Source organism: Ensifer adhaerens (assembly GCF_020035535.1).
In the GTDB taxonomy this organism is placed as follows: domain Bacteria; phylum Pseudomonadota; class Alphaproteobacteria; order Rhizobiales; family Rhizobiaceae; genus Ensifer.
The window spans coordinates 1,703,953-1,718,779 of record NZ_CP083350.1; the positions used below are offsets into that span (position 1 = coordinate 1,703,953).

The 14,827-nt window shown below is 63.9% G+C and carries 10 protein-coding genes; 4 read left to right on the forward strand and 6 right to left on the reverse strand.

The annotated features are described in order from the left end of the window. Positions 1-36: 36 nt before the first annotated feature. Both kynA and LAC81_RS28080 read right to left on the reverse strand, forming a co-directional pair. Positions 37-873, reverse strand: coding sequence for a tryptophan 2,3-dioxygenase (gene kynA, locus LAC81_RS28075; protein WP_223727968.1), 837 nt, complete (start codon positions 871-873; stop codon positions 37-39). Between the two features lie 5 nt (positions 874-878). After that, positions 879-2,498 carry a benzoate-CoA ligase family protein gene (locus tag LAC81_RS28080; protein WP_223727969.1) on the reverse strand — a complete coding sequence of 540 codons (1,620 nt, stop codon included), beginning with the start codon at positions 2,496-2,498 and terminating at the stop codon, positions 879-881. A 327-nt stretch (positions 2,499-2,825) separates the two neighbouring features. Between LAC81_RS28080 and LAC81_RS28085 the strand changes: the two genes are divergently transcribed. Further along, the gene (locus LAC81_RS28085; RefSeq protein ID WP_223727970.1) at positions 2,826-3,656 is read left to right on the forward strand and encodes an alpha/beta hydrolase; all 831 of its coding nucleotides are present in this window, start codon (positions 2,826-2,828) and stop codon (positions 3,654-3,656) included. 163 nt (positions 3,657-3,819) lie between these two features. Continuing rightward, positions 3,820-5,151: an APC family permease gene (locus LAC81_RS28090; protein ID WP_223727971.1), complete on the forward strand. Its 1,332-nt coding sequence runs from the start codon at positions 3,820-3,822 to the stop codon at positions 5,149-5,151. Here the strand turns inward: LAC81_RS28090 and LAC81_RS28095 are convergent, their stop codons facing one another. Further along, positions 5,152-5,979, reverse strand: a complete 828-nt coding sequence (locus LAC81_RS28095) for a helix-turn-helix transcriptional regulator (RefSeq protein WP_223727972.1) — start codon at positions 5,977-5,979, stop codon at positions 5,152-5,154. Here LAC81_RS28095 and LAC81_RS28100 point away from each other — a divergent pair. Next, positions 5,978-7,429: an amidase gene (locus tag LAC81_RS28100; protein ID WP_223727973.1), complete on the forward strand. Its 1,452-nt coding sequence runs from the start codon at positions 5,978-5,980 to the stop codon at positions 7,427-7,429. The two genes, LAC81_RS28095 and LAC81_RS28100, sit on opposite strands and share 2 nt — an antisense overlap. Positions 7,430-7,497: 68 nt before the next feature. Here the strand turns inward: LAC81_RS28100 and LAC81_RS28105 are convergent, their stop codons facing one another. The 3 genes from LAC81_RS28105 to LAC81_RS28115 all read right to left on the reverse strand — a co-directional run bounded on the left by LAC81_RS28105 (position 7,498) and on the right by LAC81_RS28115 (position 13,147). Further along, positions 7,498-8,730 (reverse strand): hypothetical protein, encoded by a 1,233-nt coding sequence (locus tag LAC81_RS28105; RefSeq protein WP_223727974.1) that lies wholly within the window; start codon positions 8,728-8,730, stop codon positions 7,498-7,500. A gap of 248 nt (positions 8,731-8,978) precedes the next feature. Further along, positions 8,979-11,897, reverse strand: a complete 2,919-nt coding sequence (locus tag LAC81_RS28110) for an autotransporter outer membrane beta-barrel domain-containing protein (RefSeq protein ID WP_223727975.1) — start codon at positions 11,895-11,897, stop codon at positions 8,979-8,981. Positions 11,898-12,253: 356 nt separating this feature from the next. Then, positions 12,254-13,147: a DMT family transporter gene (locus LAC81_RS28115; RefSeq protein WP_223727976.1), complete on the reverse strand. Its 894-nt coding sequence runs from the start codon at positions 13,145-13,147 to the stop codon at positions 12,254-12,256. A 290-nt stretch (positions 13,148-13,437) separates the two neighbouring features. On the opposite strand from LAC81_RS28115, the gene LAC81_RS28120 reads away from it, so the two are divergent. After that, entirely contained in the window at positions 13,438-14,769 is a 1,332-nt protein-coding gene (locus LAC81_RS28120; RefSeq protein ID WP_223727977.1) for a PQQ-dependent sugar dehydrogenase, read from the forward strand. The last annotated feature ends 58 nt before the right edge of the window (positions 14,770-14,827 follow it).

Consider the following 14,827-nt stretch of genomic DNA (forward strand, 5'->3'; position numbering starts at 1 on the left):
TCTCCCTTTGTTGGTTCCCTTATGGGTTGTGTTCTATCAGAGACCCGTGCGCACGTGCCAGAGCTCGGGGAAAAGTTCCACTTCGAGCATCTTTTTCAGATAGGACGCGCCGGATGTGCCCCCGGTTCCGCGTTTCATGCCGATGATGCGCTCGACGGTCGTGACGTGGTTGAAGCGCCAGCGGCGGAAATAGTCCTCGAAATCGACCAGCTTCTCGGCGAGTTCGTAGAGCATCCAGTAGCGCTCCGGATCGCGGTAGACGGTCTGCCAGGCAGCAAAGACCTTGTCGCTTTCCGCGCGCGTCTCGCGCCAATCCGTCTTGTCCGCTTCCTCGCCGACATCGAAGCCGTTGCGCGAAAGCAGCCGGATCGCCTCGTCGTAGAGCGACGGCGCGGCGAGAATCGCCTCCAGCTTTTCCATGATGTCAGGACGGTGCGCATGCGGCCCGAGCATCGCGACGTTGCGGTTGCCGGCGAGGAACTCGATCGCCCGGTACTGCCACGACTGGAAGCCGGAGGATTGGCCGAGCGATTCACGGAATGTGGTGTATTCGCTGGGGGTCATCGTGCGCAGCACGTCCCAGGCACTGTTCAGCTGCTCGAAGATGCGGGCGACGCGCGTCAGCATCTTGAATGCGGGTTCCAGCCGGTCGTCGCGGATCGAACGGACGGCGGCGTTGATCTCGTGCAGCGCGAGCTTCATCCAGAGCTCCGACGTCTGATGCTGGATGATGAACAGCATCTCGTCATGGGCTTTGGAAAGTGGCTCCTGCGCGTCCAACACCTTTTCCAGCATCAGGTAGTCGCTATAGGACATGCGTCCCTTGAACGACATTTGGGCGCCTTCTTTCGAAGGGTCGTATGATTTGCTCATTGTTTTCAGTTCTCCGACCGCAATCGGAACCGCTGGATCTTGCCTGTGGCTGTTTTCGGCAGGTTGTCCAGGAACTTTACCGATCGCGGATATTTGTAAGGCGCGATCGTCGCCTTCACATGATCCTGCAGACGCTTGATCGTTGCGTCGTCCGCCGACACGCCAGATATCAGAACGACATAGGCTTCGACAATCTGGCCGCGCTCCGTATCGGGCGCACCGACGACGGCGCATTCGGCGACTTCCGGGTGCGAAATCAGGGCGGCCTCGACCTCGGGACCGGCGATATTGTAGCCGGCGGTGATGATCATGTCGTCCGAACGGGCGGCGAAATGGAAGAAGTCGTCCGCGTCCTGGTAGAAGGCGTCGCCGGTCAGGTTCCAACCGTCGCGGACATAGTCGCGCTGGCGGCTGTCGGCCATGTAGCGGCAGCCGGTCGGGCCGCGCACCGCAAGCCTGCCGATCGTGCCGCGGGGGACTTCCTGCATGTCGTCATTGACGATCCGCGCTTCGTAGCCGCCGACCGGCTTTCCGGTCGAGGCGGGTTTGCGGTCCTCGAAGCGGTTGGAAATGAAGATATGCAGCATCTCGGTCGCCCCGATGCCGTCGAGGATCGGCTTGCCGGTTTTCGCCGTCCACTCCTCGAAGACGGGCCCTGGAAGGGTTTCGCCCGCCGAGATCGCAACGCGAAGTGAAGAGAGGTCGGCGCCGTTGTCCATCGCCTTCATCATCGCCCGGTATGCGGTCGGCGCTGTGAAGGAGATCGTCGCTCTGTATTTCTCGATGATTTCCACCATGTTCGCGGGTGTCGCATGCTCAAGCAGCGTTGCCGCGGCTCCAAAGCGCAAGGGGAAGATCGCAAGGCCGCCGAGGCCGAAGGTGAAGGCGAGCGGCGGCGAGCCGACGAAGATGTCGTCAGGCGTGACGCCGAGCACTTCTCGGGCATAGCCGTCGGCGATCGCCAGGAGATCGCGATGGAAGTGCATGGTCGCCTTCGGGATCCCCGTCGTGCCCGAGGTGAAGCCGAGCAGCGCCACATCGTCGCGACCGGTATGCACTGCCTCGAACACCACTGATTTGTCGAGCGCGATGCGGTCGAGTTCCGCGTCGTGGTTCGCGGTCCCGTCGAAGCTCACGACCTGCTTCAGGTAGCGGCTGTCCTTGGCGCAGACGATCATCTCTTCCATCAGCCGCGTGTCGCAAAGCGCCAGGCTGACTTCGGCCTTGTCGACGATCTTGGCGAGTTCACCGGCGCGGAGCATCGGCATGGTGTTGACGATGACGGCGCCGGCCTTGGTGGCGGCCAGCCAGCAGGCGACCATGGCCGGATTGTTCGCCGAGCGGATCAGCACGCGGTGCCCGGGCTTCACGCCGTAGTTCTCGACGAGCGCATGGGCGAGCCGGTTCGTCCAGTCGGACAACTCCTTGTAGGTTCGCCGGCGTCCGTTGCCGATCAGCGCGGTATGGTCGCCAAAACCCTTGGCGACCATGGCATCCGTCAATTCGACGGCGGCGTTGAGATGGTCCGGATAGTCGAAGCCTTCGAGAAGGAACTCCGGCCATTCTTCTGGTGGCGGCAGGTGGTCGCGTGTGAACGTATCGACGTGCGAAGTCGGTCCAAGCATGTGGCGGCTGTTCCCTTGTTCAGTTCCTGCCTGTTGCCCAGGCATCTTTCAAAGCCGGATAAAAGTCTTGCGGTGATGCGAAACCCTGGCGTGCGTGCAGGTCGCGGCCATCGCCGCATCGCTGCCGATGGGGCGTGCCGTCGCGGCGACGGTTCCAGGGATCGAGACAGGCACAGCGAGACCTCCACTTCTCGGCTGAACATGGGGCAGCATCGCACCAGTCCAAAATTATTTCAAGCCTAAAGTTTTTTCGAATGATGCATTGCGTTTCTTGGTGTGGCAGGCGATTTCTATGCTTGGGGAGACATCCGAGGGAGGATTGCATCGATGCTGGAACACCGTGTTTCCGATTGGAATGACGCCTATGCCAACGGCGTGAACATTGCGCGCGGCGATCGCTGGCCGGAGGCATGGACCGGGCCATCGGAAGCATTCCGCAATGCGCTTTCCGCGTCAGGGCTGGCGAAACTTGAAGTTGCCTATGGCGAGCGGCCCAGGAACCGCATGGACCTCTTCTTCCCGGATGGCCCGGCCGAAGGCCTCGTCGTCTTCGTGCATGGCGGCTTCTGGCTGCAACTCGACAAGAGCTTCTGGTCGCACCTTGCCGCAGGCGCCGTCGCCAATGGCTATACCGTTGCCATGCCGTCCTACACACTCTGCCCGGACATCCGCATCGCGGGGATCGTCGAGGAGGTGGCGGTCGCCGTCGGTGAGGCGGCGAAACTGGTCGATGGTCCGGTGATGCTGACCGGCCATTCGGCCGGCGGCCATCTCGTCAGCCGGATGATCACGGCGACCGCGCCGCTTTCGCCCGATGTCCAGGGGCGTATCCGCAACGTCGTCTCGATCTCAGGCGTGCATGATCTGCGTCCGATCATGTCGACCGGGATGAACGAGAAGCTCGCGATCGACGAGGCCGAGGCTCTTTCGGAGAGCCCGGCGCTGCTGCGGCCGATGAAAGATGCCCGCATCACCTGCTGGGTCGGTGGCGGCGAGCGCGCGGAGTTCCTGCGCCAGAACGATCTGCTCGCCAATATCTGGACCGGGCTGGGCGCGACCACGGCGACCGTCGTGGAGCCGGACCGGCACCACTTCAATGTCATCGACGGCCTTTCCGACGCCAGGCACCCGCTGACGCGAACCTTGCTTTCGGCGTGAGCGCGCCGGCGGACCAAAGAGGTGAACGGCTGCGCTCTCTACGTCAGTCGGCCACCTCTCCCAGCCGCGTTGCGGCACGGTCGACTGCCATAACACCCTAGGGTTATTGGCATAGCCCCCGGTTTCCCCGACGCTTCCGGTCTGTTCGTTGGAGGAGGGGAACATGACGCAAAACATTAAACTCGATCGAACCCTTGGCCTGTGGTCCGTGGTGCTGTTCGGGCTTGCCTATATGACGCCGATGATCGTGTTCGGCACGTTCGGGGCGCTCGCATCCGCAAGCCAGGGAACGACCGCGATGGCATACTTCATTGCCGCGCTCGCGATTTTCCTGACGGCCGTTAGCTACGGCATCATGGCAAAGGTCTATCCGGTCGCCGGATCCGCCTACACCTATGCCCGCAAGGCGCTGAATTCCGGCGCGGGCTTCCTCGTCGGCTGGGCCGTCCTGCTCGATTATTTCTTCTTGCCGATGGTCATATGGCTGATCGGCGCCGCCTATCTGAGTTCGGCTTTTCCGACCGTTCCGGCGTGGCTCTGGATCGTCGGCTTCATCGTGCTGACAACGGCCGTGAATGTCATCGGTATCGCCTTTGCCAACCGGGTGAATGTTGTACTGATGCTGGTACAGCTCATCGTGCTTGTGGCCTTCGTTGCGCTCGCGGCGCGCTATGTCGCGGCGATCAATGGTGTCGGCGGGCTTGCGTCGATACGACCATTCTTCGAGGCGAACGTGCCGTTCAGCGCATCCGTCGCCGGCGCGGCGATTGCGGCCTATTCTTTCCTGGGGTTCGATGCGGTTTCCACGCTGACGGAGGAGACCCGTGACCCGACCCGCACCATGCCGAAGGCGATCATGATCATCGCGGTCATCGGCGGGATTCTCTTTACGGGGTCGGCCTATGTCACGCAGCTTGCCCACCCCGGCGGCGTCTTCACGTCGGTCGACTCCGCCGCTACGGAAATCGCCCTGATGATCGGCGGTGATCTCTTCGTGACACTGTTCCTCGCCACTCTGGTCGTGGCCCAGTTCACCTCGGGGCTTGCGGCACAGGCGAGTGTCGGGCGGCTGCTTTTCGCCATGGGTCGCGACGGCGTGTTGCCGGTGGGGGTCTTCGGCAGGCTGCATGAGAAATGGCGCACGCCCGTGTTCAATCTCGTGCTCGTCGGCATCGTTGGTCTGCTTGCGCTCACGCTCGACGTGACGACCTCGACGTCCTTCATCAACTTCGGCGCTTTCCTCGCATTCACCGCAGTCAATGTCTCGGTGATCGCGCTCTATCTGCAGGGCAATGCGATCGTGCGGCCGCTTGGCGCCTTGCTGGGGCTTGTCGTGCCGGCCGTCGGCGCGGTCTGCGACCTGTTCCTGCTGTGGAACCTCGATGGCCACGCCAAGCTGCTGGGTATCATCTGGCTGGCGGTCGGCGTGTGTTATCTCGCCTATCTCACCCGGTTCTTCCAGCTTGCACCGCCGGAAGTCGAGTTCGTCGAGTGATCAGCGGCGGCTGAGGAAAAGATGGAAGAGCTCCGCCTGGCTGGAAATGGTGAGCTTGGCATAGGCCTGGCGACGATGCACCTTGACCGTGTTCGGCGACAGGCCCAGCGTCGCAGCGATAGAATAGGTCGAGTGGCCCTTGAGGATGAGGGTCACGATCTCCAGTTCCCGTTTCGAAAGCAACGGATGGCTGATCGTCGCTGCCGCACCATCCTCCTCGCGCGGCGGGTCGAACCGCGTGCGCCAGTGCCGTTCGGCGAGCGCCCGCACGACGGGCGCCGCACTTTCCAGCCGTGCGATGTCGCTGCGGGAGAAACCGGGCACGTCGCCGATACGCGAAAGCGACAGCACCGCATCGACATGCGGAAGCGCCAGAATGAAGCCGATCTCGTCGACAATGCCGGTCGCCTGATAGTGGCGGCGGAAGTACTCCGTCTCGGTGAAGCGGTCCGGCGCCAACCGCCGCATCACCAGCACGCCGCCATCGCGTCTTGCGTTACGGACGGCATCGTAGAACGGGTCGAGGATGTAGGCGCCGGCAAGGTAGTGATCGACGATGGTGTCGCGGTCGCCCACGATGCGCTCGTTATGGAGATCGAAGGCCTTGCCGCCCGGCGAATAGGCGAAGCCGTTCATCATCTCGAAGGAGACGAGCTGCCGAAGCGACCGCTCCAGAGCCTCCGGGAAACCGGGTTCGCCGAGATTCGATACCGCTTCGGCAAGCCCGGCGTTCCAGGCATCGATATAGGCGCTCGCTCCGCCGGATGTTGCTGCCACGTCCAATCCCCACCTGTCGAACAGAAGACCTAGCACGGAGTCCGCAGCCATGCAGACGCTTTCTCGCGCCCCGGCGCACCCGCATCCGCTCGATCTCTCCGCAACGGAGATTGCCGCCGGTATTCGCGCCCGCCATTTTTCGGCCGAAGCGGTCGTTGTCGAATCGCTGCGCCGCGCGAAAATCGTCAACGCGGAACTGAACGCTTTCACGCTGCTGCGCGAAGAGGCTGCAATCGCATCGGCACGGGCGGCCGACGCGTTGACCGCTGCCGGAGGCGAGGCGCCCGCCCTTCTGGGTGTTCCCTTCGCGGCCAAGGACCTGACGCCGACCAGGGGCGATCTCACCACCCTCGGCTCCTGGACGCGTGGGGACTGGATTCCCAAGGAGACCGCACTCTGCATCGCGCGGCTGGAAGCTGCCGGCGCGATCCTCATCGGCAAGACGACGACGCCGGAATTCGCCCATTCCAGTTTCACGGCGAGCCCGCGCTGGGGCGTGACCCGCAATCCCTGGAATCCCGAGCGCACGTCCGGCGGCTCGTCCGGTGGTTCGGCGGTCGCCGTCGCGACCGGGGTGGTCCCCTTCGCCGAAGGCACGGACATGGGTGGATCGATACGTATCCCTGCCGCGCTCTCGGGCGCCGTCGGCCTCAAGCCCAGCCTTGGCCGGATCCCAATGACGATCCTGCCCAGCGTCTTCGACAACATCTCCCATTTCGGCCCGCTGGCGCGCACCGTCGGCGACACGATCGCCTTCATGGCCGCGACGGCGGGGCCGGACGATGCGGATATCTCGTCTTTGCCGCTCTCCTTTGCGCCTGAGCGGGCAAAGGCAGGCTTCCTTGTGGGCCGCCGCTTCGCCCTTTCGCTGGATCTTGGCTACTACAGCGTCGAAGCCTCCGTGCAGGCCGTGATCCTTGCCGCGGTCGAGCAGCTTCGCGCGGCGGGCGCCACAGTGGACCTCGTGGACATCGGCTGGTCCAGAGCCGTCAACGACCAATGGTACGATCTCTGGTGCGTGTTCATGGCCGCGTTCTTTGGCGATGCGATCGACGATCATCGTCAGCGCATGGACCCGATCGTGGTCGAACTGATCGAGCGTGGACTTGGCATGAAGGCCGCCGACTACAAGCGGGTGGAGCTGCTGCGAACCGGGATGTGGCGTGATCTCGCCGCCATCCTTGCCCGCTATGATGCGCTGCTTTGTCCGACATGTGCAGTCACCGCGCCCTTCGCCGAGGCTGACGACGACGACTACGTCGGCGATACGCCGGACGGGCGTTTTCTCGGGCTGGACATGACCTGCCCGTTCAATCTCTTGCCGCAGTGCCCCGCTCTCTCGCTACCTGCCGGCCTTGCCGAAAACGGTCTGCCGGTCGGCCTGCAGATCGTCGGCCACCGTTATGCCGACGAAGAGGTTCTGTCGCTCGGCGGCGCCATCGAGCGCGGGCTGCAAGCTTCGCCTCTGGCCGTCGGGCGCGCGGCGCGGTGGCGCTGGTAGGTTTTTCGCCAGCCTGCGCCATCGGTCCTGATGAGCGCGTACTGGCCGCGGCGCCTGAATTTGGCGGGTCACAGCAGCAGGAGCTTCTTCAGCACCGAGAAGACTTCCTTGTAAGGCAATCTGGTTGCGCCGGCGAATGCGAAGGGTATGAGGGCGGCGGCCGCAACCGGCACGACCGAGGCACGGCTGACGAGGACGGAAGAGAGCTTGTTGGTCGTATCGAAGAGCTTGCTCGGGTCCGCCATCTCCTCGTCCGGCTCCGGTGCGGTATCGGCGAGCACGTTGCGGCCGAGCACCTTGCGTTCGGCGGCACGGTGGAAGCGTGTTGCCTGGACGCCGAGCATCAGCAGCCCCGCCTCCTTCAGTCGTGCGAGCGGTTTGGAGAAGGCCGACAGGGGATAGGCGAAGAACGCGATCACGATTGCGAGCCAACCGCTCATGATCATGCTGAACGTGGTCATCGACACCGACTGCTGCAGCAGATGCTTCATGACGGCGGCCGCGATCGCTGCGCTCATGCCGAAGACGAAGAAGACATAGGCGTTCGGGTATTGTGAAAGGAAACCGAGCCCGCCCTTGCCGTCCGGATGGGCTGCCACCAGGCGAAGTTCCAGCCGCGCGATCTTGCGCAGAAGCTGTGCCCAGACCAAGTGCCGCCAGACGCCGCGCAGGAACAGGAAAACGAACAGAGGCAGGCTGACGCAGATCGACCACCAGCCCGCGGCCGTGATCCGGTTGCCCTCAGCCGAATGTTCGACCGCCCAGAACGAGACGTCGGACATATGGAAATTGAGGAAGGACAGCAGCGCGGCGATCGCGGCGAGGGCGAGGCAGACAAGTTCGGCAAGCCACGAGTCGCGTCGCTGAAGTGCGACCGAGACCGCGTGGGTGGCGGCCGGCATGGAGGTAGGCGCAATGAGCGGCGCCCGGGTAAACTGCCCGAGCTTGATGCGCAATCCGCGCTCCACCTGTTGCTCCGCCAGCACGAAGGCGGCAATCGCCACGAAGAACTTCGCCCAGGCGCCGGGATCGGCGAGGTAGGCACCCTGGTCGATCGACAGGCTTTGCGGCAAGCCAAGTAGAAACGGCCCGCCCCAGGCAAGGGCAACGAAGAGCACCGCCCGCCTGCCCGACTGCAAGGCATTCGCATGCAACAGCTTCAGGCGGGCTTGAAGTTCGTAGAACGGGCCGCCATGCGCGGCGAGAAATTCGGCGATCTTTGCCGGTGCTGCGGCCGTGTTGGGCTCGACAGCAGCACCGGTGCTTTCCCTTGCTCTGTCCGTGGATGCTATTCCAGTCATGGCCCTCGCTCCCGAAGCTGGCGACAACGTTCGCATCAAGATGCCGGCCCGCCGCAAAGTCGAGGGGTCGTCCGCAATCCATTCACGTCGCAGACAGGTATTCCCGCGGACGTTCGGCCACTGCAATTCGTGCTTGCCCAATGGTTGCAGTCAGTTCCGGATGCAGCTTGTGGAGAATGCCCTTGCCGAGCCTGAGGCGTCAAGCGCGACGCAGCAGGGGGGTGGCGGTAAGGAAACTGCGCCGCGGCTCAGAAGTTTACGAGTAGACTTGCCCGTCCGGCGCTCGACTGAACGCCGTCGGCAAATTCGCCGACATAGGTGAGTGCCAGCCAGGCCGTTTCCGAAATCCTGGCGGAAAGGCCGGCCTCCACCACCAGCGCATCGCGCGGCAAGGGCACACCGGCGATCGTGAAAAAGCCGGGGTCGGCAAAAGCGAGCCGAGCCGAGGGCGACAGGTCGCCGATGGCGTGTCGCCAACCCAACATGCCGGAGAGTTCGACCGGCATCTCGGCGGCTGGGAGGTCGGCCCACCAGCGAATGCCGATTGTCGATAGGGTCAGTTCATCAGAGGCATCGCTCGACGAGAACTTGGCCGCGCCGCCGGTTTCACGGAAGGCATCGGTATCGAGATGCACATAGGCGACGTTTGCGAAAGGCTGCAGCTTGAGCGGGTCGGCTTCCAGCGTCCAGGAAAGATCCGCAAAGACCTGCGCCGTATCGCTCTCGTAGTCGGCTCGCAGCCGATCGGAGAACTGCCCGAAGGCGATGTCGCGCCGCGTCGCGACTTCATTGCGCGAATAGACCGCGCCGCCCGTGAGGTCGAGTGGCCCGGCTTCGCCGGTGATATAGAGGCCGGCATGGTAGGAATCGACCGTGGCTTGCGGCTGCATGGTGAGATGGCTGTAGCCGAGGATGCCGCCGAGACGCCATTCGCTGGAGATCTCCGCGTCAGCGCCGAACACCACGCCGGCGGTGTGAGAGTCGACACTTGCCGCGTTGCCATCGCCGGATAGCCGGTTCGTTGCGCCATAGGCCGCGGTCCAGAACGCGCCGTCGTCCGGTTTTTGGCTGCGGCTCGTGCGTGGGGCGGCCGTGTGGTCGAGTATTGCCTCCCGCGGAAAACGGCTCTCCCACAGCACTTCGCTCTTCAGCGAGGCATGCACTTCCCCATTCAACTGCGCGAAGGCGTGGCCGGCCGTACCGGCATCCAGCGACAGCACGGCCAGGGCAAGCGGGTTCGTTGGCCCCAGGGCTTCGATGGCCCCGGCCGCGGCCCGGCTGTTTGCCGTTTCCGCCAGTTCGGTGAAGGAAACGGCGTTGCGGTCAAGCCGGAGATCGATGCTCGTCGGGCCATAGCTCAGCGTCGGCGACAGGAAGGCGAAATTGCTTGTCACCTGTTCGAAGGTCCCGGTGACGCTGCTGGCGGTCAGGATACTGTAGTCGGTTGCGGGGCCGTGGCCGCCGGTGCCGGCAAGGATGTCCAGCCGGCCGCCCTCTATGGTGACTGCACCGGAGGCGGCGAAAAGATCGGAAAGGCCGGCCGCGTCCACGTCCACCTGGTAGACCGAGCCGGAGCGGAACGTCACGTCTCCATTAACCGTGGTGACCGCAATGCCCGGGCCCGGGGAAAGTACGCCGCCTGCGCCGACCGTCAGACCGCCGACCACGCCGCTGCCCGAGAGCAGGCCGCCGTCATAGATGTCGATCCGACCGCCGACCGTGCCGTCATTGACCAGCAAACCGCCGCTGACCGTTGCTGTCCCGCTGATCGTGCCGGTGTTGGCGAACCGCCCGTCGCTGACGCTCAGCGAGGCGATCGTTCCGTCGTTCGCGCCTTTGCCGGCCGTGGTCACGTTGCCGGCGCTGGAGCCGCTGTTGTTGGTCAGCGTGCCCTCGGCGCCGACCTGCACGTCCCCGAGCACGGCATTGTTGACGACGGTGCCGCCGGCGACCGTCGTCATACCGGTGACCTTGCCGTCGCCATTGTTGGTGAAATGACCGGCCCGGTTATTCAGCGACGCGATGGTTCCGGCATTCGAGACCGTGCCGGCGTTGCTGACGTTACCGGCGATGGCGCCGTTGTTGTTGACGAAGGCGGCAGCCGCTGCGACGTCCACGTCGGTCACGACGAAGTTGTTCGTCACGGATCCACCGGCAACCGTCGTCGTCCTGGTGATGGTGCCGCCGGCATTGTTGGCAAAGTTGCCCGCCGTATTCGTCAGAGAGGCGATCGTGCCTGCGTTCGATGCGGCGCCGCCATTAGTGACCGCGCCGGCTTTGGCGCCGGTGGTGTTTGCGAACGTACCGCCTTGGCCGACCGAGACGGAACCGAGCGTCGCGTTGTTGGTTACGCTGCCGCCGGTCACCGTCGTTTCACCGGTGACTTCTCCGCCAAAATTGTTCGTGAAGCTTCCGGCGTCGTTCCGGACCGATGCGATGGTGCCGGCGTTTGACAGGGTGCCGGCGTTCCTGATGTTTCCGGCGGTCGCGCCGTTGTTGTTGACGAAGGCGGCAGCGGCAGCGACGTCCGCGTCGGTCACGACGAAGTTGTTGGTGACGGTTCCGCCCGAGACGGTCGTCTTGCCGGTGACGGTGCCGCCGGTGTTGTTGGTGAAATTTCCGGCCGTGTTCGTCAGCGAGGCAATCGTTCCGGCGTTGGACGTGGTCCCGGCATTGGTGGTGGCGCCGGCCTCGGCGCCGCTGTTGTTGACGAAAGTCCCGCCCTGGGAAACGTCGAGGTCGCCGGCTTGCCCGTTGTTGGAGAGCGATGTCGTCGCACCGACGACGGCGCTGCCGAGCGTGCCGTTTACGGATACGTTTCCGTTGTTCAGCGTCAGTCTGCCGTTGAGATCGCCGTCGACCGAAAGGTTGCCGCCGTTCAGATCGACGTTGGAGTTCAGAGCGCCGCCGGCGTTGATGCTGACGCTGCCCGTGTTGATCGCAGTACCGTTGGCGACGGTCAGCGCGCCGGTATTGGAGATCGTGACGTTGCCGCCGTCGACGTAGAGCGTGCGGATCTCAGCGTCGTCGGTAACTTGCGGCGAACCATTTTCCACTTCGGCAGCGTCGCCGGTGCCGGGCAAGCCGGGAGACCAGTTCGAGCCGTTGCTGAATTCATTGTCGGCACTGCCTGTCCAGACGGACTGGGCAAGTGAGGGCATCGTCATTGCGAAAGAGGCCAATGCCGTGAAAAGGCCGAGACGTCGGGAGTGGACCGCGAGCGGTGATTTTCGCATTGGATGCTGCCGATGCTAACGAACGCTCGCGAATCAGCCAGCGGTTTAGGAGGCTGTGGGTATCTAATCATGGTTAATGATTCGCTACCACCGCTTGAGCATCGGCGGTCGAAGCTGAGAATATAAAAATAAATTCAATGGCATGATCAAGGATCGAGACGCCATGCTCCGCGAATTCGGAGCGCGCCATCGCAAAATCCGCTGACCGCAAGGGTTGTCGTCGCGTTGAGCGATAGCGCACCGCCGCGCACCGTGTTCGCATGCGCCTCGGTAGGGGGCGCGAGGCCTTATCGAATGAAGATCAGCGCCATGCCGCAGACGACGAGGGCAGCGCCGGCCCAGGCGCCGGCGGCGGGGCGTTCGCCTGTCCTGAGCCACAGCATCGGCAGGATCATGACCGGCGACGTTGCGGACAACGTCGATACGATGCCCACCTTGCCGCCGGAGAGCGCAAAGAGCAGCAGCGTCATCCCCATGCCAAGAGCGAGTACCCCGGTGAGCGCCGTCATTGCCGCGACCTTGAGGGTCAGCGGCGCCCTCGGCTTGACCGATGGAATGGGGAGCTGGAGCAGGATGCTCAGGCAGAAGGCGGCAATGCCGACGCGCAGCATGGAGGCGACAAAAGGATCGATGCCGGAGGCCATGACCGGGCGGACGATGATCGAGCCGATCGCCTGGCCGGTGGCAGCGCCAAGGCCGAGCAGGACGCCGATCCAAAGCGGTCCCTTGATCTTTTCCCATTCATGCATCTGCGCCCGGCGCTTGCCGAAGAGAATGGCAAGGAACACGCCCGTGGCCGTGAGCGCGATGCCGCCAACCGCTGTGGGCGAAAGCGCTTCGCCGAGCACCAGCCAGCCGAGAAACGCAGCGATCGGCGCATTGAGGGCAAATAGGATGCCGGAGCGGCGCGGACCGAGCCGGTTGAGCGCAGCGAAGAGCAGTGTGTCGCCAATGAAAATGCCGATCAAGCCTGACAGGAGCAGCGGTGTGACGCTTGTGGCATCCAGCTCACGCCACGTCCCGGTGGAGAGCACATAGATCGCCAAAAGTCCTGTGACGAAGATCTGCCGGAGGCGGTTGAAGGCAGGTGCCCCAAGATGGCCGGCCGGCCCGGCCGAGATCAACCCCGTGAGCGCCCAGCAGGTCGCGGCGCCAAGCGCGGCGAGTTCATGAATTGGCATGGTATTCCGATCGGTAGACTGCAGCCCCCGAAGGAGCTCTCCTCGGCCTCCGTTAAAGCTTGAGCGAGCGGCGTTCGTCCAGCGCTTTTTCAGCCGCATCAACAGGGCGCTTCGCGCCGGGCAGCCAATTGCGCAGCAACGCTCATCGTGGTCGTCCCGCATCCGCGATCAATCGTTCCGGGAGACGATCCGCCGACGTTGATTCCGTGTGAATTTTTCAGCACTTTTCCTCCGGCGATTGGAACGCCTGTAGCCGGCTGTCGTTAGGTTTGGACATCGAAGGAAACCGCATGAAAAAGCTTCTCGTCGTCCTTCTGATCTTCGGCGTGCTTTTGGCCGCCGGCGGAGCGAGCTTCGCCTACCTGTCGCGACAGCAGGCAACGGTGCCGATCGAAAAGACCTATGGCTCTGATCCGGCTCTGGTCGATCCAAAGGTGGAGCTCGTGCCGTCCGTGAATGTCGCGGAGGCCACGCCCTGGCCTCCGGGCACGATGCCGACAGCCGCGCAGGGACTATCGGTCAAGGAATTTGCGGGAGGCCTCGACCATCCGCGCTGGCTGCATGTACTGCCGAACGGCGATGTGCTGGTTGCCGAGAGCAACGCGCCGCCAAAGCCCGAGCCCGGCTTTTCGGTGCGCGCGTTTGCTGCCCATCTCATCCAGGGCAGGGCAGGCGCCGGAAGCCAAAGCGCCAATCGCATTTCGTTGCTGCGCGACGCTGATGGTGACGGTGTGGCGGAAACGAAGACACCCTTCATTACCGGGCTCAATTCGCCTTTCGGCATGGCGTTGATCGGCGGCAAGCTCTACGTCGCCAACGCCGACGCGATCGTCGCCTTTCCCTATCGGCAAGGTGTGACCGAGATTACGGCGCCGGCCGAGAAGATCGTCGACCTGCCCGCGGGCCGCAACTACCATTGGACGAAGGACGTCATCGCCAGCCCGGACGGGACCAAGCTCTATGTCACCGTCGGCTCCAATTCCAATGTCGGCGAAAACGGCATGGTCGAGGAAACGGGACGGGCCGCCGTGCACGAGATCGACCTTTCCACCCGGCAGATGCGGCAGTTCGCCTCCGGACTTCGCAACCCCAACGGCCTCTCGTGGCAGCCGGATAGCGGCGCGCTCTGGGTTGCCGTCAACGAACGCGACGAACTCGGGCCCGATCTCGTTCCCGATTACATGACCTCGGTCAAGGATGGCGCCTTCTACGGCTGGCCCTACAGCTGGTACGGGCAGCATATCGACCCACGGGTCAAGCCGCAGAACCCCGAGCTGGTGGGGCGCGCGATCAAGCCGGACTATGCGCTCGGCCCGCATACCGCCTCGCTCGGCCTGACCTTCAATGCCGGCGACCTGTTCGGGCCGGAGATGAAGAACGGCGCTTTCGTGGGACAGCACGGCTCGTGGAACCGGGTTCCGCGCAGCGGCTACAAGGTCATTTTCGTGCCTTTCGCCAACGGCAAACCGGCGGGCCCGCCGCGGGATATCCTGACCGGCTTCCTGACCGATGACGGCAGGGCGCTGGGGCGGCCGGTCGGCGTCGCGATCGCTCGTGACGGCGCGCTGCTCGTCGCCGACGATGTCGGCAACAAGGTGTGGCGGGTTGTGCCGACGAAGTGAGTACCGCCGCCGCGTCGGGGCAGTCAGCATAATGTGCAACGTTTTGGTTGCGCATCCT

Excerpts from the sequence above, each read along its gene's own strand:
- kynA (WP_223727968.1), bottom strand. The coding sequence starts at position 873 with ATGAGCAAATCATACGACCCTTCGAAAGAAGGCGCCCAAATGTCGTTC.
- LAC81_RS28080 (WP_223727969.1), bottom strand. The coding sequence starts at position 2,498 with ATGCTTGGACCGACTTCGCACGTCGATACGTTCACACGCGACCACCTG.
- LAC81_RS28085 (WP_223727970.1), top strand. The coding sequence starts at position 2,826 with ATGCTGGAACACCGTGTTTCCGATTGGAATGACGCCTATGCCAACGGC.
- LAC81_RS28090 (WP_223727971.1), top strand. The coding sequence starts at position 3,820 with ATGACGCAAAACATTAAACTCGATCGAACCCTTGGCCTGTGGTCCGTG.
- LAC81_RS28100 (WP_223727973.1), top strand. The coding sequence starts at position 5,978 with ATGCAGACGCTTTCTCGCGCCCCGGCGCACCCGCATCCGCTCGATCTC.
- LAC81_RS28095 (WP_223727972.1), bottom strand. The coding sequence starts at position 5,979 with ATGGCTGCGGACTCCGTGCTAGGTCTTCTGTTCGACAGGTGGGGATTG.
- LAC81_RS28105 (WP_223727974.1), bottom strand. The coding sequence starts at position 8,730 with ATGACTGGAATAGCATCCACGGACAGAGCAAGGGAAAGCACCGGTGCT.
- LAC81_RS28110 (WP_223727975.1), bottom strand. The coding sequence starts at position 11,897 with ATGACGATGCCCTCACTTGCCCAGTCCGTCTGGACAGGCAGTGCCGAC.
- LAC81_RS28115 (WP_223727976.1), bottom strand. The coding sequence starts at position 13,147 with ATGCCAATTCATGAACTCGCCGCGCTTGGCGCCGCGACCTGCTGGGCG.
- LAC81_RS28120 (WP_223727977.1), top strand. The coding sequence starts at position 13,438 with ATGAAAAAGCTTCTCGTCGTCCTTCTGATCTTCGGCGTGCTTTTGGCC.